The organism is Ralstonia sp. RL (genome assembly GCF_001683835.1).
Lineage (GTDB): Bacteria > Pseudomonadota > Gammaproteobacteria > Burkholderiales > Burkholderiaceae > Ralstonia > Ralstonia mannitolilytica.
Map to the genome: position 1 here is coordinate 1 of NZ_LWRX01000133.1, position 21,015 is coordinate 21,015.

General features: G+C 68.0%; 22 protein-coding genes and 1 pseudogene. 11 read left to right on the forward strand and 12 right to left on the reverse strand.

Annotated features, from left to right (window positions below; genetic code table 11):
- Positions 1-163: pseudogene (locus A6M56_RS12735) on the reverse strand (2OG-Fe(II) oxygenase); the annotation flags it as partial.
- A gap of 164 nt (positions 164-327) precedes the next feature.
- Between A6M56_RS12735 and A6M56_RS12740 the strand changes: the two are divergent.
- Entirely contained in the window at positions 328-711 is a 384-nt protein-coding gene (locus tag A6M56_RS12740; protein WP_045218887.1) for a VOC family protein, read from the forward strand.
- A 19-nt stretch (positions 712-730) separates the two neighbouring features.
- Here the strand turns inward: A6M56_RS12740 and A6M56_RS12745 are convergent, their stop codons facing one another.
- Entirely contained in the window at positions 731-1,288 is a 558-nt protein-coding gene (locus tag A6M56_RS12745; RefSeq protein ID WP_102079222.1) for a dihydrofolate reductase family protein, read from the reverse strand.
- A 153-nt stretch (positions 1,289-1,441) separates the two neighbouring features.
- Here A6M56_RS12745 and A6M56_RS12750 point away from each other — a divergent pair, with 153 nt between their 5' ends.
- The gene (locus A6M56_RS12750) at positions 1,442-2,062 is read left to right on the forward strand and encodes an HAD hydrolase-like protein (RefSeq protein ID WP_102079221.1); all 621 of its coding nucleotides are present in this window, start codon (positions 1,442-1,444) and stop codon (positions 2,060-2,062) included.
- 64 nt (positions 2,063-2,126) lie between these two features.
- Here A6M56_RS12750 and A6M56_RS12755 read toward each other — a convergent pair whose 3' ends face one another.
- The gene (locus A6M56_RS12755; protein WP_180964193.1) at positions 2,127-2,453 is read right to left on the reverse strand and encodes a hypothetical protein; all 327 of its coding nucleotides are present in this window, start codon (positions 2,451-2,453) and stop codon (positions 2,127-2,129) included.
- Between the two features lie 72 nt (positions 2,454-2,525).
- The gene (locus A6M56_RS12760; protein WP_045218896.1) at positions 2,526-2,876 is read right to left on the reverse strand and encodes a hypothetical protein; all 351 of its coding nucleotides are present in this window, start codon (positions 2,874-2,876) and stop codon (positions 2,526-2,528) included.
- Between the two features lie 190 nt (positions 2,877-3,066).
- Between A6M56_RS12760 and A6M56_RS12765 the strand changes: the two genes are divergently transcribed.
- A complete protein-coding gene (locus A6M56_RS12765; RefSeq protein ID WP_102079220.1) occupies positions 3,067-3,645 on the forward strand; it encodes a chorismate mutase in 579 nt (192 codons plus the stop codon).
- Positions 3,646-3,744: 99 nt separating this feature from the next.
- Here the strand turns inward: A6M56_RS12765 and A6M56_RS12770 are convergent, their stop codons facing one another.
- The 3 genes from A6M56_RS12770 to A6M56_RS12780 all read right to left on the reverse strand — a co-directional run bounded on the left by A6M56_RS12770 (position 3,745) and on the right by A6M56_RS12780 (position 7,416).
- The gene (locus A6M56_RS12770; RefSeq protein ID WP_045218900.1) at positions 3,745-5,217 is read right to left on the reverse strand and encodes a DegQ family serine endoprotease; all 1,473 of its coding nucleotides are present in this window, start codon (positions 5,215-5,217) and stop codon (positions 3,745-3,747) included.
- Positions 5,218-5,361: 144 nt separating this feature from the next.
- Positions 5,362-6,678, reverse strand: coding sequence for an ATP-binding protein (locus A6M56_RS12775; RefSeq protein ID WP_062738053.1), 1,317 nt, complete (start codon positions 6,676-6,678; stop codon positions 5,362-5,364).
- A gap of 3 nt (positions 6,679-6,681) precedes the next feature.
- Entirely contained in the window at positions 6,682-7,416 is a 735-nt protein-coding gene (locus A6M56_RS12780; RefSeq protein WP_045218903.1) for a response regulator transcription factor, read from the reverse strand.
- Positions 7,417-7,672: 256 nt separating this feature from the next.
- Between A6M56_RS12780 and A6M56_RS12785 the strand changes: the two genes are divergently transcribed.
- Complete coding sequence (locus tag A6M56_RS12785; protein WP_045218905.1) at positions 7,673-8,551, forward strand: MurR/RpiR family transcriptional regulator; 879 nt, start codon at positions 7,673-7,675, stop codon at positions 8,549-8,551.
- A gap of 7 nt (positions 8,552-8,558) precedes the next feature.
- On the opposite strand, the gene A6M56_RS12790 is transcribed toward A6M56_RS12785, so the two are convergent.
- The 3 genes from A6M56_RS12790 to zwf are packed head-to-tail and all read right to left on the reverse strand — an operon-like array spanning position 8,559 to position 11,768.
- Positions 8,559-9,614, reverse strand: coding sequence for a glucokinase (locus A6M56_RS12790; protein ID WP_045218907.1), 1,056 nt, complete (start codon positions 9,612-9,614; stop codon positions 8,559-8,561).
- Positions 9,595-10,299: a 6-phosphogluconolactonase gene (pgl, locus tag A6M56_RS12795; RefSeq protein WP_102079219.1), complete on the reverse strand. Its 705-nt coding sequence runs from the start codon at positions 10,297-10,299 to the stop codon at positions 9,595-9,597. The genes A6M56_RS12790 and pgl overlap by 20 nt, the downstream gene beginning before the upstream one ends.
- A complete protein-coding gene (zwf, locus tag A6M56_RS12800; protein WP_045218911.1) occupies positions 10,299-11,768 on the reverse strand; it encodes a glucose-6-phosphate dehydrogenase in 1,470 nt (489 codons plus the stop codon). Before zwf ends, pgl begins: the two co-directional genes overlap by 1 nt.
- Before the next feature lie 423 nt (positions 11,769-12,191).
- Between zwf and edd the strand changes: the two genes are divergently transcribed.
- A complete protein-coding gene (gene edd, locus A6M56_RS12805) occupies positions 12,192-14,030 on the forward strand; it encodes a phosphogluconate dehydratase (RefSeq protein WP_045218912.1) in 1,839 nt (612 codons plus the stop codon).
- Between the two features lie 44 nt (positions 14,031-14,074).
- Here edd and A6M56_RS12810 read toward each other — a convergent pair whose 3' ends face one another.
- Both A6M56_RS12810 and A6M56_RS12815 read right to left on the reverse strand, forming a co-directional pair.
- On the reverse strand, positions 14,075-14,788 hold the full coding sequence (locus tag A6M56_RS12810; RefSeq protein ID WP_045218914.1) for a YceH family protein: 714 nt from the start codon (positions 14,786-14,788) through the stop codon (positions 14,075-14,077).
- A gap of 125 nt (positions 14,789-14,913) precedes the next feature.
- A complete protein-coding gene (locus tag A6M56_RS12815; RefSeq protein ID WP_063393821.1) occupies positions 14,914-15,369 on the reverse strand; it encodes a universal stress protein in 456 nt (151 codons plus the stop codon).
- A 130-nt stretch (positions 15,370-15,499) separates the two neighbouring features.
- Between A6M56_RS12815 and A6M56_RS12820 the strand changes: the two genes are divergently transcribed.
- The 6 genes from A6M56_RS12820 (at position 15,500) to A6M56_RS12845 (ending at position 21,011) form a co-directional block, all read left to right on the forward strand.
- On the forward strand, positions 15,500-15,958 hold the full coding sequence (locus A6M56_RS12820; RefSeq protein WP_045218919.1) for a DUF3293 domain-containing protein: 459 nt from the start codon (positions 15,500-15,502) through the stop codon (positions 15,956-15,958).
- 81 nt (positions 15,959-16,039) lie between these two features.
- The gene (locus A6M56_RS12825; RefSeq protein ID WP_102079217.1) at positions 16,040-16,552 is read left to right on the forward strand and encodes a hypothetical protein; all 513 of its coding nucleotides are present in this window, start codon (positions 16,040-16,042) and stop codon (positions 16,550-16,552) included.
- Positions 16,553-16,777: 225 nt separating this feature from the next.
- The gene (locus A6M56_RS12830) at positions 16,778-17,926 is read left to right on the forward strand and encodes a c-type cytochrome (RefSeq protein ID WP_045218923.1); all 1,149 of its coding nucleotides are present in this window, start codon (positions 16,778-16,780) and stop codon (positions 17,924-17,926) included.
- 12 nt (positions 17,927-17,938) lie between these two features.
- Complete coding sequence (ctaD, locus tag A6M56_RS12835) at positions 17,939-19,717, forward strand: cytochrome c oxidase subunit I (RefSeq protein ID WP_102079216.1); 1,779 nt, start codon at positions 17,939-17,941, stop codon at positions 19,715-19,717.
- Positions 19,714-20,322, forward strand: a complete 609-nt coding sequence (locus tag A6M56_RS12840; protein WP_045218926.1) for a cytochrome c oxidase subunit 3 — start codon at positions 19,714-19,716, stop codon at positions 20,320-20,322. The genes ctaD and A6M56_RS12840 overlap by 4 nt, the downstream gene beginning before the upstream one ends.
- Positions 20,319-21,011, forward strand: coding sequence for a heme-copper oxidase subunit III family protein (locus A6M56_RS12845; protein ID WP_045218927.1), 693 nt, complete (start codon positions 20,319-20,321; stop codon positions 21,009-21,011). The genes A6M56_RS12840 and A6M56_RS12845 overlap by 4 nt, the downstream gene beginning before the upstream one ends.
- The last annotated feature ends 4 nt before the right edge of the window (positions 21,012-21,015 follow it).

Consider the following 21,015-nt stretch of genomic DNA (forward strand, 5'->3'; position numbering starts at 1 on the left):
CGGTATGTGGGGGAATCTCCGCCCCGTCCGGATAGCGGATCAGGTAGCTGTCGAACGGGAGCGGCCACAGCGCGGTGGCCAGCAGCATCTTGTCGTAGCCCGTGCCCTGGCGGCCGCGCTGCCAGCGGAAGGCGGTCGTGAAGAATGCGCGCAAGGAAGACATGGCATCGGCAGGTAGGGGAACGCCGCCATCTTAGCCGCGAACACAACGTGCGGACAGATGCCCTTTTGGCCAATGCACGCGGCCACGCGGGTGCCCCGTGCCCACCCCGCCTTGCATGCCAGGCTGCATGGACTATCGTGTCAGAACAGCGTTGCGGGGGCTACATGCCCATCGAGCTCAACCACACCATCGTCTGGTGCCGCAACAAGGAGCGCTCCACACGCTTCCTGCGCGACATCCTCGACTTGCCCGAGCCGATTCCGTTCGGGCAGATGCTGGTCGTCCCGCTATCGAACGGCGTGTCGCTCGACTTCTTCGACAGTGACTCGCCGATCGCCATGCAGCACTATGCCTTTCTCGTGAGCGACGCCGAGTTCGACCACGCGTTTGCCTCCATCCAGGCCCAAGGGCTGCCGTACTGGGCCGACCCCGGCAAGCACCGGGCCAATGAAACATACGTGCACCACGGCGGGCGCGGCCTGTATTTCGACGATCCCGACGGGCACCTTCTGGAAATCATGACCCGGCCCTATGACCTTGCCGGCTGAACCAGCCCGGACCCTGGCGTTACGCCCGCACCACCTCGTACCGCATCTCGACGAACGTGTCCTTGTACGGCAGCGCCGAGGTGAGCTTCAGCGGCGGCGTGACGATGCGGCGCGGCAGCAGCGGCAGGCCGCCACCCAACACCACCGGCATCACCTGCACGATCAGCTCGTCAAGCAGCCCCGCATCGAGAAACTGGCCGGCCAGCTCGCCGCCGCCGACGATCCATACGTTGCGGCCGCTGGCGGCGGCCAGCATGTCCCGATGGACTGGCGCCACATCGCCGTGTGCGAAGCGGATGTCAGCGCCTCCCACGCGCGGCAGCGTGCGCGACGTGAAGACCCACGCCGGCGCCGCATACGGCCACGGCTGCGCGTGCTCCGTGCCCGGCTTGACGAGCTCTCGCAGCAGCCATTCATACGTGGAGGTGCCCATCGCCAACGCGCCGACCTCGCGGATGAAGCCGTCGTAGCTCGTGCCCTCGAGCGAGCCGAACTGCATCAGCCAATCGAGCGAGTGGTCGGGCGTGGCGATGAACCCGTCGAGGCTGCTGGCGGCGTAGTACTGGGTCTTGGACATGGCATGCGCTCTCGTTGTTGTTCGGGGGACCGCAATGCTACGGGATCGGCAGCGCGCGAGTTTTAGATCGGCTGAGGCGCAACGGACGCCGTCGCCCCAGCGCATGCCTGGGCCGCTACAATCGGCGCCCCGCCTTTTCCAACGCCGGCACGGATGCCCTACGGACTCATCGCCTTTGACTTTGACGGCACACTGGCCGATTCCTTCGACGCGTTCGTCGATGCACTGAATGCGGCAGCAGCGAAACACGGATTCCACCGGCTCGAAGGTGCACGGCTGGCGCAGGCGCGCGGAGCATCGGCGCGCGACGTCATGCGCCTGCTGGATGTGCCGTTGTGGAAGGCCCCCGCCATCACCCTCGAGATGCGCCAGCAGATGCGTGAGCGCATCATCGCCCAGACCCGCCTGTTCGACGGCGTCGCGGACACGCTCGCAGCACTCGCAGGGCGTGGTGTGCGTCTGGCCATCGCCACATCCAGCGCCGAGGACAACGTGCGGGCCGTGCTGGGGCCGGCAACACGGTGGGTCCACCACTACAGCTGCGGCATCCCGGTATTCGGCAAGGCGCGCAAGCTGGCGGCGCTCACGGCCTCGACACGCGTGCGCCCGGAAGACGTGCTGTATGTGGGTGACGAAATGCGCGACGCCGATGCGGCGCGCGCCGCAGGCATCGCGTTCCGGGGAGTGGCCTGGGGATACACGGCGCCAGACGCGTTGCAGCAACACGCGGGGGCGCCGCTGCTCGGCCGGCCGGAGGATTTGCTGGCCTTGTAGCAGCGGCCGCAGCGCTGGCGGCAGTCCGGTGCCATCGCTGCACGCCGGCGCCGCCGCCCCGCTCTCAGCGCTCCGGGCCCAAGTCGTCGACGGCGCGCCCGCCGGCGGAGTGCAGCGCCGCTTCGGCGGCATCCACCTCCGAAGGCTCGGCTTCGATGGTCAGCAGGAAACGCCCGCCGATCACGACGTTCTGAAACTTGCGCTCGTACGTCTCGGCAATCTCGCCGCCGGGCTCGTAGTCGCCGCAGAGGAAGTTGCCGCACAAGGCGCCTGCCTCGTCAGCCTGATGCGACAGCGCCACGCGGTCGCGTGCGAGGCCCGTGCTCAGCACGGCGAGGCGGGCCGCTTCGGCGGCGGCGGAGTCTGTGAAGATGCGGACGATGGTGGGCATGGGGGTTCTCCTGGCTGGTGAACCCGAACATCGACGCATCGGCCGTGCCCGCCAATGTGCCCGGTGAGCGACTCAGAACAGCGCCATCTGGCGCATCCCGAACCCGATCGCTTCTTCCACGCGCATGCGCGCATGCGACAGCGAACCCTCGATGCCAGACAGCGTGCCGGCCAGCCAGCGGTAGACCAGCGGCAGCTGACCGCGCGGGCTGAGGTGGATTTCACCGAGCTTCTTGCCGCGCTTGTCGCGGTAGTAGTGGGAGCGATAGCCGCGTTCCCAATGCGTGATCGGGCCGCGCCATTGGCGCGGGCGACTTGGTTTGGCGGGGGGTGTTTCGGTGGGCGGCGCCGACACCGGTTCCTCCCAGCCGAATGCGGGTTTGGCGAACAGCGGCAAACCTTCCAGATCGGGGTCGAAATCCATCGTCGTACGCTCAAGCTAGCGCCGCCGCTGGCTTTGCAGACACTCACGGCGCGTAGCCCGCATGATACCTGGGTTTGTGGCCAACGGCACGTGCAAACGCAAGCGGGCCGGGCACCGGCGCAACGTTGCAGCGCGCGGGCCGTCCTTGCTTCGGTATCATGGCCGCTTCCTCCCTCAGGCCGGTAGCCGCATGAAGATCGACTGCAACGCTCCCAAAACCGCCCGACTCGCGTGCGCCATGTTGTTGGCTGCCGCGTGCGCCCTTCCCGCCCATGCCGAAGAAGGCGCGCTTGCGCCGCTGATCCGCCATCTGGCCGATCGACTCGTCACCGCAGACCAGGTCGCCCTGAGCAAATGGGACAGCGGCCAACCCGTCTATGACGCGGCACGCGAAGCGCAGGTCATTGCCAATGTCTCGGGCGAAGCGCCGGCATACGGGCTGGCCCCCGCCGATGTGGGGAGCGTGTTTGCCGACCAGATCGAAGCCAACAAGGAAGTGCAGTACGCCCTGCTCAATGACTGGCGCCGGGCCGGGGCCGCACCCCAAGCGCAGCGGCAGAGCCTGCGCGACGTCATCCGGCCCAGGCTGGACGGCTTGCAGAAATCCATCCTGCAAGCGCTGCGCGACGCGGCCCCGGCACGCGGCCGCGCGGATTGCCCGGTGCAGGTGGCAAAGGAAGTCGAGCGCGTCACGCGGGAGCAGTCGCTCGACACGCTGCATCGCATTGCACTGGACCGCGCGACAGCGCGGCTGTGCGTGGCGCACTGAGCTGCGCTGCGGCGCCATGAAACAGCGGCGCGGCCCCTCGGCGGGGCGCGCCGCAACGTGCATGCTCAGGAGAGAGGCAGGGCCCCCATCGGCCCCGAATCAGCCCAGATCCACCGGCACGAAGATCTTCGTGTCGTCACGCTGCACGAGCAATGCGACATGCTTGCCGGCGCGATCCACCAGCGTGCGCAGCTCCTGCACCGACGACACCGGCGTACCGTTGAGCGACAGGATCACGTCGCCCGGCTGGATCCCGACCTTGGCCGCGGGGCCCGTCGCATCCATCACGACCAGGCCGCCGGCCAGACCGCTCTGCCGCTTCTCTTCCGGCTGCAGCGGCCGCACCGCCAGGCCAAGGCGGCCCTGGTTGGGCGCAGCGTTGTCGCTGGAGGCCACCTTCGCGTCCTTGGCGGCGCCCACGGTCACCGACAACGTGACTGGCTTGCCCTGACGCATCACCTGCAGCGGTACCGTCGTCCCCGGCTTGATGTCGGCCACCTGCTCCGGCAGATCGCCCGATCGATCGATGTGCACGCCGTTGATCTGCAGGATGACGTCGCCGGGCTGCAGGCCGGCCTTGGCCGCGGGGCCGCCGTCTTCCACGGAGTTGACGAGCGCGCCCTCGGGCCTGGGCAGCCTGAAGGAATCGGCCAGCGACTGGTCGACCTCCTGCACCGCAATGCCCAGGCGCCCGCGCGTGACCTTGCCCGTAGCGACGAGTTGCTGCTCCACCTTCATCGCCACGTCGATCGGCACGGCGAATGACAGGCCCTGGTAGCCGCCGGTCTGGCTGTAGATCTGCGAATTGATGCCGATGACCTCGCCACGCTGGTTGAACAGCGGGCCGCCCGAGTTGCCGGGGTTCACGGCCACATCGGTCTGGATGAACGGCACATAGGTGTCGTCGGGCAGCGAGCGCGACTTGGCGCTCACGATGCCAGCGGTGACGGTGTTCTCAAAGCCGTACGGCGAGCCGATCGCCACCACCGGCTCACCGACCTTGGTGTTGGCCGGGTTGCCGATCTGCACCACCGGCAGGTTCTTGGCCGAGATGCGCAGCACGGCCACGTCGGACTGCTTGTCCACGCCCAGCACCTTGGCCTTGAATTCGCGGCGGTCCGTCAGCTTGACGTTCACTTCTTGCGCGCCATCCACCACGTGGGCGTTGGTGAGGATCAGCCCATCGGCCGAGACGATGAAGCCCGAGCCCAGGCCGCGCACGATCTGGTCACCGCGCTGCTGCGGCATCTGCGGCATGAAACGCTTGAAGAATTCGGCGAACGGATCATCGGGGCTCATGCCGGGCGGCAGCCCCTGCATGCTGGTGCGCTGCGCATGCGCGGTGGTGCTGATGTTGACCACCGCGGGGCCATAGCGCTCGACGATGCCGGAAAAGTCCATCGGCGCCGGCACGGCCACCGGGGCCGTTGCAGCGGCGGGGGCTGTCACCGCGGCCACGGGAGCGGCCACGGCGCGCGTGATCATGTCTTTCTGCAGATACGCATAACCGCCTGCAACGGCGACCACGGCGGCCAGGCCGGCCGCGCTGCGTGCCAGGGTTTGACGTGTCATTGTCTTGTCCTCTCTTGCTGGTGCGAGGGCCACGGCGGGCGGACTCGCCTGCGGTGCCCATCGGTTGCAGGCATCGTAGGCGGCCAGACTTAAACGAGACTTAAACGCGGGGGCGGCACCTGGCGTCACATGCCGCCCGCCTGGCTATGCACGCGCCTGAAACGGAAAGCGCAGCACGACACGCAGGCCGCCTCCCTCGCGCTCCTCCAGGGCCAGCGTGGCGTCGTGCGCCTGGGCGATCTCGCGCACGATCGCGAGCCCCAGGCCGCTGCCGCCCGTGGGCGCCTGCGTGGGGCGGTAGAAGCGGTCCAGCACGCGCTCGCGCTCTTCGGCGGGAATGCCGGGGCCGTTGTCTTCCACCACGAGCTGCGCGCCGCCGTCGGGTGCATGGCCGGTGATCACGTCGACGCGCGCGCCGCGTGGGCAATAGCACAGCGCGTTGTCGACGAGATTCACAAGCAGCACGCGCAGCGCATCGGCATTGCCGATCACCGACGCGGGCTGCGACTCCACGGCGATGCCCAGGTCGATGCCCTTCTGCACCGCCGTTGCCGAGAGCTCGCCCACCACGTCGGCCGCCACCGCATCGATCGCAACCGGCGCACGCTGCGTATCGGCGGCGCCAGGCTCCTGCCGCGCCAGCGTCAGCAGCTGGCCGACGAGGCGGATCATGCGCTCCACACCGCGATGCAGATCGGCGTGCGCCGCGCGGCGTTCGTCCTCGTCCTGCGCGCGGTCGGCCACCTGCAGCTGCAGCTTGAGCGCGGCCAGCGGCGTGCGCAGCGCATGCGCCGCATCGGCGACGAACGCGCGCTGATGCGCGAGCGCTGTCCCGAGCCGCACCAGCAGGTCATTCAGCGCGTTGGTGAGCGGGCGAATCTCGGCAGGCAGCCCATGCGTGGGCAGCGGCGACAGCGCTGCCGCATCGCGCGTCTGCACTTGCTGGGCGACTGTCCCCAGCGGCGCGAGCCCCCGCCCCACCGCCAGCCATACGATCCAGGCGAGCAGCGGCAAGAGGATCAGCAGCGGGGCGACTGTCCGCAGCGCCATGCGCGCCGCCACCTCGTGCCGCGCGCTGTAGGGCTGCGCGATCTGCACCACGGCAGGCCCGAACGCGACGCTATACACGCGCCAGGCACCCTCTGGCGTGTTCACATCGGAAAAACCGAGCTCCGCGCGCTCCGGCAGATCCGGCCTCGCATGCGACAGATACAGGCTGCGGCCCGAGCCGTCCCAGATGCGGATGACGACGTCGTCATCGCGCGCGATGCCCGCCAGCGCGGGCGGGGGCGGGTCGATCCACTGGCTGGGCAACGCGGCGGCCACCTGCTGCATCTGGTAGTCGAACAGCGCGTTGGCCTCCTGGCGCGCCTGCGCATAGATGAGCCCCGTGGCAATGACGATGCCGGCGAGCAGCCCGCCGGCCAGCCACCACAGCAGCGTTTTTCGGATCGATTGCATGGGCTATTGGGCGTCTGCGCCGGTGGCAGGTTCCGCGGGCGGCGTGGGCGTCTCGCGCGGGATCACATACCCCACGCCGCGGATGTTCTGGATGAAGTGGCTGCCAAGCTTCTTGCGCAGCGCGTGGATGTAGACCTCGACCGTGTTGCTGCCGACTTCTTCGTCCCAGCCGTACAGGTTGTCCTGCAGCTGCGCGATCGACCACACCTTGCCGGGCCGCGCAAGCAGCGCATGCAGCACGGCAAACTCACGCCCCGACAGCTTGACCGGAATCCCGGCGCGCAGCACCTCGCGCGTCACGGGGTTGAGCAGCACTTCGCCATGGCGCAGGAGCGGATCGGCACGGCCGCCCTGGCGGCGCAGCAGCGCATGCATGCGCGCGGCAAGCTCCTGGAGGTCGAACGGCTTGACGAGGTAATCATCGGCGCCGGCGTTCAGGCCCGCCACGCGGTCTGCCACGGCATCGCGCGCGGTCAGGATCAGGATGGGGATGGCAATGCCGCGCTGACGGACCTCGCGCACCACCTCCAGTCCGTCGCGCTTGGGCAGGCCGAGGTCGAGCAGCATGAGGTCGAACATGGAGCCGCCTGGCTCCGCGGCGTGGGCACCGGGCGCCGTCACGGCCTGCACGGCGGCCTCGCCGTCGCGCACCCAATCGATCGCAAAGCCGTCGTGGCGCAAACCCTTGCGCACGCTTTCGCCGATCATGTCGTCGTCTTCTACGAGAAGCACCCGCATGGCAGAAGAAATAAGGGGCCGGGAAAGGCTCATTGTAGAACTGTCCCGCAGGTGGGCTGTGCGGCGCTGCCGGCATGGCGTGCCGACATGCTGGCCGGACACGGCTGTCACACATGCCCGCATGGGCCGAACGTCCCGGCCGGCGGCCTCGCGCGCGATCGCCGCGGCGCAGCCGGAGCGCGCTGGATGACGCGGTTGCACCGCAGACGCCTTGCCTTTATCGTGACGCGATCCCTGTCACGAACATCGTGCGCACATGAGCGCCCAGCAAGCCACGCCCTCCGACGCCACCGAACCCGTCACCGACCTGCGCGCACGCATCCGCGCGGCACGCCCGTCGCTGTCTCCGGCCGAGCGCCAGGTGGCCGACTGGGTGCTGCGCCAAGCGGGCACGGTGCTCAGCCTGCCGGTGGCCGCCATTGCGCGCGAGGCCGGCGTCAGCCAGCCCACGGTGATCCGCTTCTGCCGCTCGATGGGCTGCCACGGGCTGTCCGACTTCAAGCTGCGGCTGGCACAAGGCAACGTCGGCCCCGAGGCCGCACGCCACACAGGCACGGCCCAGGCGCCCGCCCGTGCCGCACGCGCCGCACATGCAGCCGCGCCGTCCGGCACGCGCGTATTGCAGAACACCATCGACGCGCTCACCGCGTTGCAGGATCGTTTCGATGCGCGCGCGCTCGACGCCGCCGTCGCGCTGGTCGCCGGTGCGCAGCGCATCGACCTGTATGGCTTCGGCAGCTCCGGCGTCGTCGCTGCCGACGCGCAGACCAAGTTCTTCCGCTACGGCATCGCGGCCAACGCATATAGCGATCCGTATCTGGTGTCGATGTCGTTGAACGTGCTGCAGGCCGGCGACGTGGTGATCGCCATTTCCAAGTCCGGCACGCTGCCCGAGCTGCAGACGGCAGTGGAACGCGTGCGCGAGCTCGGTGTGCAGGTGATTGCCGTCACGGCGCCGGGCAGCCCGCTGGCCGCCCTGGCCGATGTGGTGCTGCCCGCAGACGTGGACGATGCCGTGACCGACCGCTCCATGGTGGCGCGGCTGCTGCACCTTGCGCTGCTCGATGCGCTGGTGGTCGAGGTGGCGCTGCGCAAGGGCAACGCCGTCCCGCCCCGGCATCCGCTGCCGGAATAGCGCGGCGTCAGTGGCCCTGCGCCACGGCGTGGTCCATCGCCGCGCACAGGCCGATGAGGCCGGGATACGGCGAGTGGATGACATACACCGGCATCGCCGCCACGTACGCTGAAAAGCGCCCCTTGTCTTCAAAGCGCCGCCGGAAGGGCGAATTGGCAAAGGCCGGCCCGAGGCGCGGCACGATGCCGCCGCCGATATACACGCCGCCCCGCGCGCCCAGTGTGACAGCCAGGTTGGCCGCGATGGTGCCAAGGAACGCGCAGAACGTGTCGACGGCATAGCGGCAGCGCGCGTGGTCGCCGGCGGCATCTTCCATCTCGCCCAGGGCGATGGCGGTGATGTCGGCGGCGCGGCGCACGGCGGGGCCCTGCTGCCACAGGTCGAAGCACACGCCCAGCGCTTCGTAGATCAGCTCCAGGCCCATCCCCGAAATCAACCGTTCCGCCGAGACATGCCCGAAGCGCTCGCGCGCGAAGCGCCAGATGGCGACCTCCTCGTCGTTCATGGGCGGAAACGCGACATGCCCGCCTTCGCCTGCCACGGCGATGTAGCGGCCGTCCGCCGTCGGCAGCAGCGATGCCACGCCCAGGCCCGTGCCCGCGCCGAGCAGCGCGCGCGGTGCATCGGCCACGCTTGCGCCGCCGCCCACCTGCTCCAGCTCTTCGGCGGGCAGGAACGGCAGCGCATGGGCCAGCGCCGCAAAGTCGTTCAGCACGACGAAGGTGTCGAAGCCCAGCGACTGCCGCATGGCTTCGATGGAGAAGGCCCAGTCGCGGTTGGTCATGCGGATCTGGTCGCCGAGCACCGGGTTGGCGATGCCGATGGCCGCGTGGCGCACACCCGCTGCGGCAATCTCGGGCGGCAGCGATGCCAGGTACGCCCGCATGGCCGCCTCGAGCGAGGGGTAATCGTCGCCGGCGAGGACGCCGATGTGCGCAAGGCGCATGGGCGCCATCTCGAGTGCAAAACGCACGTTGGTGCCGCCCACGTCGGCCACCAGGCGCGGATAGGCCGTCACATCGGCCACGGTGCCCGCGCTCACTTCATGCAGTCCAATAGACATCGAGCGGTACCTCCCGCTGATGAATGACATAACTCACCGGTAGCGCGGGCTGTGCCACGTCCTGCGCCGCCGTGTCGAACACCGCGCGCTTGACCGGCCCCGCGATCGACAGGAACAGCCGCCGCGCCGCGCACAGCGCCGAGAGGTTGAGGCTGATGCGCCGGTGCGGTGCGGTGCCCGGCCGCACGGGCAGGTAGCCGGGCGGCTTCGTGCGGTCCACGCCGTCCGGCAACTCGGGCGCATCGGGAAACAACGAGGCCGTGTGCCCGTCGTCGCCCATGCCGAGGATCACGACGTCGGGCTGCTGGAACGGCGCGTTGGCCGTAGCGACGCAGGCATCGACGTCCACCGAGCCGCCATGCACATGCAGCGGCAGCACAAGCGGAAAGAATCGCGCCGCGGCGGCTGCGTCCTGCAGCAGGTGTTCGCGGACCAGGCGCGCGTTGCTGTCGGCATGGTCAGGCGGCACCGCGCGTTCGTCGACGAGCGTGATCGACACATCGGCCCAGCGCAGGGGCAGCACGCGCAACGCCGCAAACAGGGCAATCGGCGATCGCCCGCCCGACACCGCCAGGCACGCGGTGCCCTGGTCTTCGATCACATGCGCGAGCGTACTGGCGATGGATGTGGCGAGCGCCTGAACCTGCGCCGCCGCGTCGGTGGCTGCGTGCCAGCGGGTTGCCATTACATCTCCTCGTGCCAGGCGGCGTTGTCGCGCGAGAGCAAGGCGCTCGATGCCGCGGGGCCCCAGCTGCCTGCCGTATACCCCTTGGGCGGCGTACGTGCCTCGTTCCACGCTTCGATGATGGGCTCGACCCAGCGCCACGCTTCGGCCTGCTCATCGCGGCGTACGAACAGGCCAAGCTTGCCGTTGACCGCATCCATCAGCAGGCGCTCATACGCGCCGGCATGGCGCACGCCGCCGTGGTCGGTGAAATCCAGATCGAGCGTGGACGGCTGCAGGCCCAGCGCCGCGCCCGGTGTCTTGGTCAGGAACTGCAGGCGGATGCTCTCTTCCGGCTGCAGTCGGATGACGAGCCTGTTCTCCGGAAACTGGATCAGCGGCTTCGGGAACAGCGCGTGTGGCACGTCATGGAAGCGCACCACGATCTCCGCCAGCCGCTGCGGCATGCGCTTGCCGGTGCGCAGGTAGAACGGCACGCCGGCCCAGCGCCAGTTGGCAATCTCGGCCTTGATGGCGACGAAGGTCTCGGTGCGGCTGTCCGGCGGAATGCCCTGCTCCTGCAGATAGCCCTGCACCGGCTGGCCCGCGATGGCGCCCTCCTGGTACTGCCCGCGCACGGTCTTGTCGGGCACCTCCTGCAGCGGGATCGGCTTGAGCGCCTTGAGGATCTTCAGCTTCTCGTCGCGGATGGCGTCCTGCGACAGGCTCGACGGCGGCTCCATGGCCACGATGCACAGCAGCTGCAGCAGGTGGTTCTGCACCATGTCCCGCAGCGCGCCGACGCCGTCGTAGAAATCGCCGCGCTTTTCCACGCCGAGCTGCTCTGCGATGGTGATCTGTACGTCCTTGATCCACTCGCGGCGCCACAGCGGCTCGAACAGCGCGTTGCCGAAGCGGATCGCCATCAGGTTCTGCACCGACTCCTTCCCGAGGTAGTGGTCGATGCGGTAGATCTGGTCTTCGGCAAAGTACTCCGCCACGGCGGAGTTGATGCGCTCGTTGGAGGCGAGGTCCGTGCCCAGCGGCTTTTCCAGCACGAGGCGCACGTTCGGCGTGTTCAGCCCGACACGGGCCAGTTGCTTGCAGATGTCGACAAAGATGCCCGGTGCGGTGGCGAGGTAGCACACCGTCACGGGGGCGCGGTCTTCGCCGAGGGCGGCGGCCAGCGCATCGAACTGCTCGGGTTTGCGGGCATCGACCTGCTGGTAGACGATGCGCTCGGCAAACGAGGCCCACGCGTCATCGGAGACCGGCGCGCCGGAGTACAGACGCATGGTCGGGCGCGTCTCGCGCTCCAGCAGCGCGAGATAACCGGCGGTTTCCAGCGGCTGCGTGCCGATGGCGAAGATGCGCCCGCGCGGGTGCAGTTCGCCGCCCTGGTGCGCATCGAACAAGGCCGGGATCAGCTTGCGGCGGGCCAGATCGCCCGTACCGCCAAACAACACCATGTCGAATGCGGGCACCGACATCGTCATCTCCTGTGTGTGAGCCATCGATTAGGCTAGCCTAGCTGACTGGAGCCTGTCATCCAATGAAACGGGCATGCGCCAGGGGGCATTGAGCTCGCATGGCGTCGTTGCGGCCCAGAGGCCCGGCTCAGGGCAACGCGCGCCCGCTCGATTGGACGACAGGTCCGGCCAGCACCTGTTTTGGCCTCATTTTGTAGTATTACTACATCGCGAGCAAGGTGCTGCAACGCTGCCCGAGCAGGGGTTTCCTGCCCGACTTGCGACGCGGATCGTGGCTCCTGGCGCGCCTTCTGGCACGCAATTCGCGTGCACGCCGTTGCGAGACGACGCATCCTTGTGGAAAACCCTGTCCCACAACGGGCGTGTTTGTAGGAAAATTACAGCACACCTCCCACCCCGGACCCCACTTCCTGGAGAACCCGCATGGCCCAGCACCGCCTGCATGACGTCGTGGCCGACGTCACCCAGCGCATCATCGACCGCAGCCGCGGCCCGCGCCAAGCCTATCTGGACGTCACCCGCAAGAACGCCGGCCGCAAGGTCGAGCGCACGCTGCTCTCGTGCACGAACCTCGCCCACGGCTTCGCGGCCATGGAGGGCGAGACCAAGATCCGGCTCAAGGCACTGGAGCGGCCGAACATCGGCATCGTGTCGGCGTACAACGACATGCTCTCGGCCCACCAGCCGCTGGAGGCATTTCCGGCGTGGATCAAGCAGGCTGCGCTCGAAGCCGGCGGCACCGCGCAGTTTGCCGGCGGCGTGCCGGCCATGTGCGATGGCGTGACGCAGGGGCAGGACGGCATGGAGCTGTCGCTCTTCTCGCGCGACACCATTGCGCTGTCGACGGCCGTGGCGCTGTCGCACCAGATGTTCGACGCGGCGCTGTACCTCGGCGTGTGCGACAAGATCGTGCCGGGGCTGGTGATCGGGGCGCTGTCGTTCGGCCACCTGCCGGCCGTGTTCGTGCCGGCCGGCCCCATGACCACCGGCATCAGCAACGACGAGAAGGCCCGCACGCGCCAGCTCTACGCCGAAGGCAAGCTCTCGCGCGCCGACCTGCTCGAAGCCGAATCGAAGTCGTACCACGGCCCCGGCACCTGCACGTTCTACGGCACGGCCAACTCCAACCAGATGCTGATGGAGATCATGGGCCTGCACCTGCCGGGCACCGCTTTCATCAACCCGGGCACGCCGCTGCGCGAGGCGCTCACGCGCGAGGCCGCGCGCCAGGTGCTCAAGCTCGTCTACAGCGGCAACCAGTACACGCCCATCGCCGATGTGCTCGACGAGCGCGCGTTCGTCAACGGCATCGTCGGCCTGCTGGCCACGGGCGGCTCGACCAACCACACGCTGCACCTGATCGCGATGGCGCGTGCGGCGGGCATCCTGCTCACGTGGGACGACTTCAACGACCTGTCGGGCGTGATTCCGCTGCTGGCGCGTGTGTACCCGAACGGCAAGGCCGACGTGAACGAGTTCCAGGCCGCCGGCGGCCTGTCGATCGTGATCCGCGAACTGCTCGACGCCGGCCTGCTGCACGAGGACGTGACGACGATCATGGGCAAGGGCCTGCGCCGCCATACCCAGGAGCCTTTCCTGGAAGGCGACAAGCTGGTGTGGCGCGACGGCATAGCTGCGTCGCTCGACACGAACATCGTGCGCGGCGTGGCCGAGCCGTTCTCGCCGGACGGCGGCCTGCGCGTGCTCGAGGGCAACCTCGGACGCTCGGTCATCAAGGTGTCGGCGGTCAAGCCGGAGCATCGCTTCGTGGAAGCCCCGGCGCGCGTCTTCCATGCGCAGGACGACCTGATCGACGCTTTCAAGGCCGGCGAGCTGGAGCGCGACTTCGTCGCCGTGCTGCCGTACCAGGGCCCCGCCGCCAACGGCATGCCCGAGCTCCACAAGCTCACGCCGACGCTGTCGGTGCTGCAGGAGCGCGGCTTCAAGGTGGCGCTCGTGACGGACGGCCGCATGTCGGGGGCATCGGGCAAGGTGCCGGCGGCGATCCACGTCACGCCGGAAGCGCTCAACGGCGGGCCGCTGGCGCGCGTGCGCGATGGCGACATCGTCGTGCTGGATGCTGAGGCGGGCACGCTGTCCGTGCGCGTACCGGAGGCGGAGTGGAACGCCCGCAAGGTCAGCACGCCGGATCTTTCGCACTATCACGCGGGCGTCGGGCGCGACCTGTTCTCGGGCTTCCGCCGCAATGTGTCTGCCGCCGAGGAAGGCGCCTGCACGCTGTTCGTGTCGCCGGGCGCGTAGGCGGATGACGATGCGGCCGTCTTCGCTGCTGAGGCCGGCCGCGTTTACAGCACGGACTTGTCGACCGGGATGCCGAGCTCGCCGGCCATCTGCTCGACCAGCGCCTGAAGCCTTGCCACCTTGTCGGCCAACTGCTTGTGCTCGGCCTTCAGGGCTTCGAATTCGGAAGGCGGAATGGCTTCGTCGGGCGCATCCGCATCACGCGGCCGCACGTCGCTCAGGGCCACTTCACCGCAGAGCCGGTGCGTCCAGCGGCTTTCTCGCTCGCCGGCCGCGCGCGGCAGCTTCACGACGTAAGGCGGGTCGTTCTCGGCCAGTTCTTCCAGAAACGCTTCAACGGACGAGATGTCTGCAAACGCGTGCAACCGCGCGGCGTTCAGGCGCAGCTCGGCGGCCGTTTGCGGACCGCGCAACAGCAGCGCGGTGAGAAGCGCCACGGACTGGCTCGGCACGCCGAGCACGCGGCCCATGTTGTGCTCGAAGCGCGGCACGCGGCTGCTGCTGCCTTCCATCACGAGGCTCAGCGATTTCAATCCGTCGATGGCGGTGAGGATTTCCGCTTCAGTAACGTTCATCACCGGCGCGCGTGCGGTCTTCTGGTTGCAGCCGGCAACCAGCGCGTTGAGTGTGAGCGGATAGGTGTCGGGCACCGTGTGCTGCTTCTCGACCAGGACGCCGAGCACGCGGCCCTCGAGAGCGGTGAGCGCCCGGATGGCGCGGATGGGGGGACGTGACTGGGCGTCCGGATTGGCGTTCATGGCGGTGGCGACGGAGACTGTTGTGGCAAACAAGCCGCGAGCCTGCCAGCCCGCGACCCGAGATGCCCACATGATATCCGTCACGCGCAGGGGCAAACCCGGCCTGCGCGCGCAACCACCGCTGCTCAGCCCTTGGCCGGACCGCGCACCAGCAGCACCGGCGTGGTCGCCAGGCGGACGAACTTTTCGGCCACGCTGCCCAGCATGGCGTGCGCCAGGCCGCGGCGGCCGTGCGTGCCCATCACCACCACATCGGCGCCGCTCTGCAGGGCTTCGCGCTGCAGGGCACCGGCCACATCCTCGCCCACGCCTTCGGTTTCCACCAGCGTGGTTTCGTTTGCGAGGCCCGCCGCGGCCAGCGCGTCCGCGGTCTCCTTCAACAGCAGCGTGCCGGCTTCGATGAACGACTTGCGCAGCTCCGTCGGGTCGTAATAGCCGACGTCGAACAGCATCGCCGGGCTGTCGACGATGTAGACGGCGCGCACGGTGCTCTGGAACGCCTTGGCCAGGCGGATGGCTTCGGCCAGGGCCAGCTTGCTCGTGTCGCTGCCATCAACGGCGACCAGGATCTTCTTGTACATGGTTCAAGCCTCGCAGGAGAGTGGTTGTCGGAACGGCGCTGGAGCAGCGTCCGCCCCCAGGCTATTCTGTGACATCGGCAGCCCTCTTTCGTTGCGCCAGATCAGATGGCCGTGTTCGCGCGGCACAACAATGCATCGGTCTCCACCCACACCCACGCCTGAACTCATTGCCGCCTACCAGCGTGCGCGCTATCGCGTGCGCGGGCCCCAAGGCGACGTGCTGCTGCGCCTGGATGCCGTCAACCCGTGCGTTGCGGGGCTGCTCGCGCAGGCCGACGCGCCGTGGGCGGTGTTCGTGACGGCGCACCAGCCGTTCTCGCGCCCGGTGTCCGCCGAGGAAAACACCGCCCGCCAGGCCGAACTGCTCGCCTGGGTGATCGCACGCGGCATGGCCTGGCTGCCCGGCGAGGGCGGCCCGCCGGACGACATGCCCGCGCACGCATGGGCGCCGGAGCCGAGCCTGCTGCTGTTCATCGACGACCCCGCCGTCGCCGACACGCTGATGCTGACGTTCGAGCAGAACGCCGTGGTGCTCTGCGATGCGCAGGGTTTTTGTACCTTGCGTTGGCACCCGTATCTGCCATTCTGAATTCCATACGATTTGCACTTGCACGCAAAGTGGCGCGTGCGATCCATAAGTGCTGACGTTGATACACCGCAGGAGGTTCGTATGGAACTGCACATGCAATCGCATCATTGGGAGCGCCGCATGCCCGACTGGCTCGCCGCGAGCGCGGCAGGGATCGTGGGCGGCGCACTCGTCATCGTGCTGGAGTTCTTCTGGTCGACCATGGTGCTCAATGAAAGCCCGTGGCGCCCGACACACAAGATCGCGGCCATGGTGATGGGCCGCGGGGCGCTGGAAGACATGGCGCTGTTCAGCTTCAGCATCGTCGGCGTGGCGCTCGTGCTGCACTTCGTGCTCGGCGCCCTCATGGGGATGATGCTGGCGGCCATCATCGCGCCGTTCCACTTCGATTCGAGCCCGGGCATGCTCGCGGTCATCGGGGTGGCGTTCGGGATCGTCGCGTACGTGGTGAATTTCTACGGCATGACGGCGGTCTTCCCGTGGTTCGTGTCGGAGCGCGGGTCGGGGCCGCTGCTGGCGAACCTGCTCTTTGGCGTGGTCGCCGCCATCGCGTACGGCATGCTGGAACGGCGCGGGCAGGAAACGATGCGCTGACGCACCGCATTTTTCCTGCGGCGCCGCAAGTCGAGCGGCACCACCAGGAGACGGCCGCCTGCGGCAACGTGTGCCGAAGGCGGCCGTTTTGCATTGCAGCGCAACAGGCTGCGCGCGCATCGAGGCGATCCGCATGCCCGGTGCGCCTCGTCCTTACGTTGCCTTGCACGAACCCGGTGCGCGAACTAGCCTAGGGTCGAAGGAGTCCCTGCGCGGGAGGTGCCCATGGCCCTTGCGATTGCGCTCGTTCTGATCGTCGTGCTGGCGGTGGGGTTTCACGTTGCCAGCCCCTGGTGGATCACGCCAGTCGCGTCCAACTGGGGCCGCATGGACGACACGCTGACGATCACCATCGTCATCACCGGCGTGCTGTTTGTCGCCATCAACCTTTTCGTGGTGGCCGCGCTGCTGCGCTACCGGCACAAGGACGGCCACCGCGCCAGTTACGAACCGCACAACAGGCGCCTGGAATGGTGGCTGATCGGCGTCACCACCGTGGGCGTGGCCGCACTGCTCGCGCCGGGCCTCTTCGTCTATGCCGATTACGTCCGCCCGCCGCCCAACGCGCTGCAGATGGAGGTGCTCGGCCAGCAGTGGCAATGGCGCTTCCGCTTTGCCGGCCCCGGCGGCAAGCTCGGCACGACCGACGTGCGCTACATGACGAACGACAACCCGTTCGGCATGAACCCGGCTGACCCGAACGGCCGCGACAACTACCTGATCGACACGCCGGAGCTGCACCTGCCGATCAACCGCCCGATCCAGGTACTGGCACGCTCGCGCGATGTGCTGCACGACTTCTATGTGCCGCCATTTCGTGCGCGCATGAACATGGTGCCCGGCATGGTCACCACCTTCTGGTTCACGCCGACCAAGGCGGGGCGATACGACATCCTGTGCGCGCAGCTCTGCGGCATCGGCCACGCCAACATGCGCGGCGTGGTCGTGGTGGAAGACGAGGCCGCGTTCGCCCGCTGGCTGGCACAGCAGACCACCTTCGAGCAACGCCAGAAAGCCAAGGCCCAGGCCGCTTCGGCATCGGCCGGCGGCCCGTCGCAGGCGTTGGCCGAGCAGGGCAGGACGCTGGCGCAGGCCAAGGGCTGCGTCGCATGCCACAGCGTGGACGGCAGCCCCGGCGTCGGCCCCACGTGGAAGGGCCTGTACGGCAAGACCGAAACCATGGCCGACGGCAGCACCGCGCATGTCGACGAGGCCTACCTGCGGGCATTCATTCGCGACCCGAAGGCACGCGTGGTGAAAGGCTTCGCGCCGATCATGCCGAGCTTCGACCTCAGCGAGCAGGAGCTCTCCGCACTGGTGGCGTACATCCAGGCGCAAGGCGGCGCGCCCGCAGCCACCACGGCGAAACCGTAGCGAGGAGACGCCATGTCCTACGGCAACAATGACCACGGCGATCCCAGCCATGCACCGCAAAGCTTCTGGACGCGCTACGTCTGGAGCCAGGACCACAAGGTCATCGCGGTGCAGTATTCGCTCACGGCCATCGCCATCGGGCTGGTGGGCCTCGTGCTGTCGAACCTGATGCGGCTGCAGCTCGGCTTTCCGGGCAAGTTCGCCTTCATCGACGCCAATCACTACTACCAGTTCGTCACCATGCACGGGATGATCATGGTGATCTATCTGCTCACGGCGCTGTTCCTCGGCGGCTTCGGCAACTACCTGATCCCGCTGATGCTGGGTGCGCGGGACATGGTGTTCCCGTTCCTGAACATGCTCAGCTACTGGGTCTACCTGCTGGCCGTGCTGGTGCTGGTGGCGAGCTTCTTCGTACCGGGCGGGCCGACAGGCGCGGGCTGGACGCTGTATCCGCCGCAGGCCATCCTGCCCGGCACACCGGGCACCGACTGGGGCATCGTGCTGATGCTGGTGTCGCTGGCGATCTTCATCGTCGCGGCCACCATGGGCGGCCTCAACTACGTGACCACCACGCTGCAGGCGCGCACGCGCGGCATGACGCTCATGCGCATGCCGCTCACCGTGTGGGGCATCTTCACGGCCACGGTGCTGGCGTTGCTGGCCTTTCCCGCGCTGTTCGTGTCGGCGCTCATGATGCTGCTCGACAAGACGCTCGGCACGAGCTTCTTCATGCCGGCCGTGGTTTCGATGGGGCAGCAGCTCAAGCACGCCGGCGGCAGCCCGCTGCTGTTCCAGCACCTGTTCTGGTTCTTCGGCCACCCGGAGGTGTACATCGTCGCGCTGCCTGCCTTTGGCATCGTGTCCGACCTCATCAGCACGCACGCGCGCAAGAACATCTTCGGCTACCGGATGATGGTGTGGGCCATCCTCATCATCGGCGCGCTGAGCTTCGTGGTGTGGGCCCACCACATGTTCGTCGCCGGCATGAACCCGTACTTCGGGTTCTTCTTTGCCACCACCACGCTCATCATCGCCATCCCGACGGCGCTGAAGGTCTACAACTGGGTGCTCACGCTGTGGCGCGGCGACATCCACCTGAGCGTGCCGATGCTGTTCGCCATCGGGTTCATCAGCACCTTCGTCATCGGCGGGCTGACGGGGCTCTTTCTCGGCAACGTGAGCGTGGACATCCCGCTGTCCAACACGTACTTCGTGGTTGCGCACTTCCACATGGTGATGGGGGTGTCGCCGATCCTCGTGGTGTTCGGCGGCATCTATCACTGGTACCCCAAGGTGACGGGCCGCATGCTGAACGACACGCTGGGCCGCGCGCATTTCTGGATCACCTTCATCGGCACATACCTGATCTACTTTCCGATGCACTACCTGGGCGTGCTCGGCATGCCGCGCCGGTATTACGCGTACGAGGGCTACAGCTTCATCCCGCCGTCCGCGCAGACGCTCAATGCGTTCATCACCGTCGTCGCCATCGTCGTGGGGGTGGCGCAGCTGCTGTTTCTCTTCAACCTCGCATGGAGCCTCGTGCGCGGCAGACAGGCCGGCAGCAACCCGTGGCGCGCCACCACGCTCGAATGGCAGACGCCGCAGACGCCGCCCGGTCACGGCAACTGGGGGCCGGTGCTGCCGGTGGTCCACCGCTGGGCCTACGAGTACAGCCCGCCCGGCCGCAGCGATGATTTCGTGCCGCAGAACGAGCCGCCTTCCCGTACGCCCGATGCGCCGCCCACGGAAGCCGACGTCGCCCACGGCAATGAGGTGCGCGCATGACGACCCTGCCCCGCCACTTCGTTCCCGACACCGGGCCGGCTCTGCCCAACGCCGGCCGCGTGGGCTTGTGCGTCTTCATGGCCGTGGCGACGGCGTTGTTTTCGTTGCTGATCCTGGCCTATGCGATGCGCATGCGCGAGCCGGATTGGATGCCCGTGCCCCACCCGATGCTGCTGTGGTGGAACACCGGCGCGCTGGTGCTGGCGAGCCTGGCGATGGCGCAGGCGCGGCGCACCGGGGCCCGCCAGGCCGCCTGGCTGCTGGCCGGCGGTGCGCTCGCGTCACTGTTCGTCTTCGGGCAATGGATGGCGTGGCAGCAACTGTCCGCCCATGGCGCAGGCGTGACGGCCAACCCGTCCAGCAGCTTCCTCTACGTCTTCACCGGCCTGCATGCAGCGCACGTGCTGGGGGGGCTCGTCGCATGGGCCATCACGGTCGCGCGCCTGAATGCACATCGCGTGCGCGCCCACCGCGCCGTCACGCTGTGTGCCACGTACTGGCACTTCCTGCTGGCCGTCTGGCTCGTGCTGCTCGCAGCGATGTGGTGGATCACCCCCGCATTCGTCGCCGCGATCTGCGGGCCGCTGTATGGAGCCGCGCCATGAGCATGCCCACGCTCCCCACCGATTCAGCCGACGCCGCCCCGCAAGGCTGGCGCGGCATCGTCGCCGACTGGTCCGCCGACCGCGAAGCCTTCAAGGTGCCGTGGGGCAAGGCCATGATGTGGATCTTCCTGCTGTCGGACACCTTCGTCTTCAGCAGCTTCCTGATCGGCTACATGACGGTGCGCATGTCGACCACCGTGCCGTGGCCCGACCCGTCCAAGGTGTTCGGCCTGTCGGTGGGCGGTGTGGAGGTGCCGCTGCTGCTGATCGCCATCATGACGTTCGTACTCATCAGCAGCAGCGGCACGATGGCCATGGCGGTGAACTTCGGCTACCGGCGCGACGCGCGGCGGGCCGCCCTGCTGATCCTGGCGACCGCGTTGATGGGCGCGATGTTCGTGTCGATGCAGGCGTTCGAATGGACCAAGTTGATCGTGCACGAGGGCATCCGCCCGTGGGGCAACCCGCTTGGCGCGGCGCAGTTTGGCGCGTGCTTTTTCATGATCACGGGCTTCCACGGCTTTCACGTGACCTGCGGCGTGATCTACCTGCTGGTGATTGCGCGCAAGATCGTGCAACCCGGCTTCACCGAACACGGCAACTTCCAGATCGTCGAGATCGCCGGCCTGTACTGGCACTTCGTCGATCTCGTCTGGGTGTTCATCTTTGCGCTGTTCTATCTGTGGTGAGGCA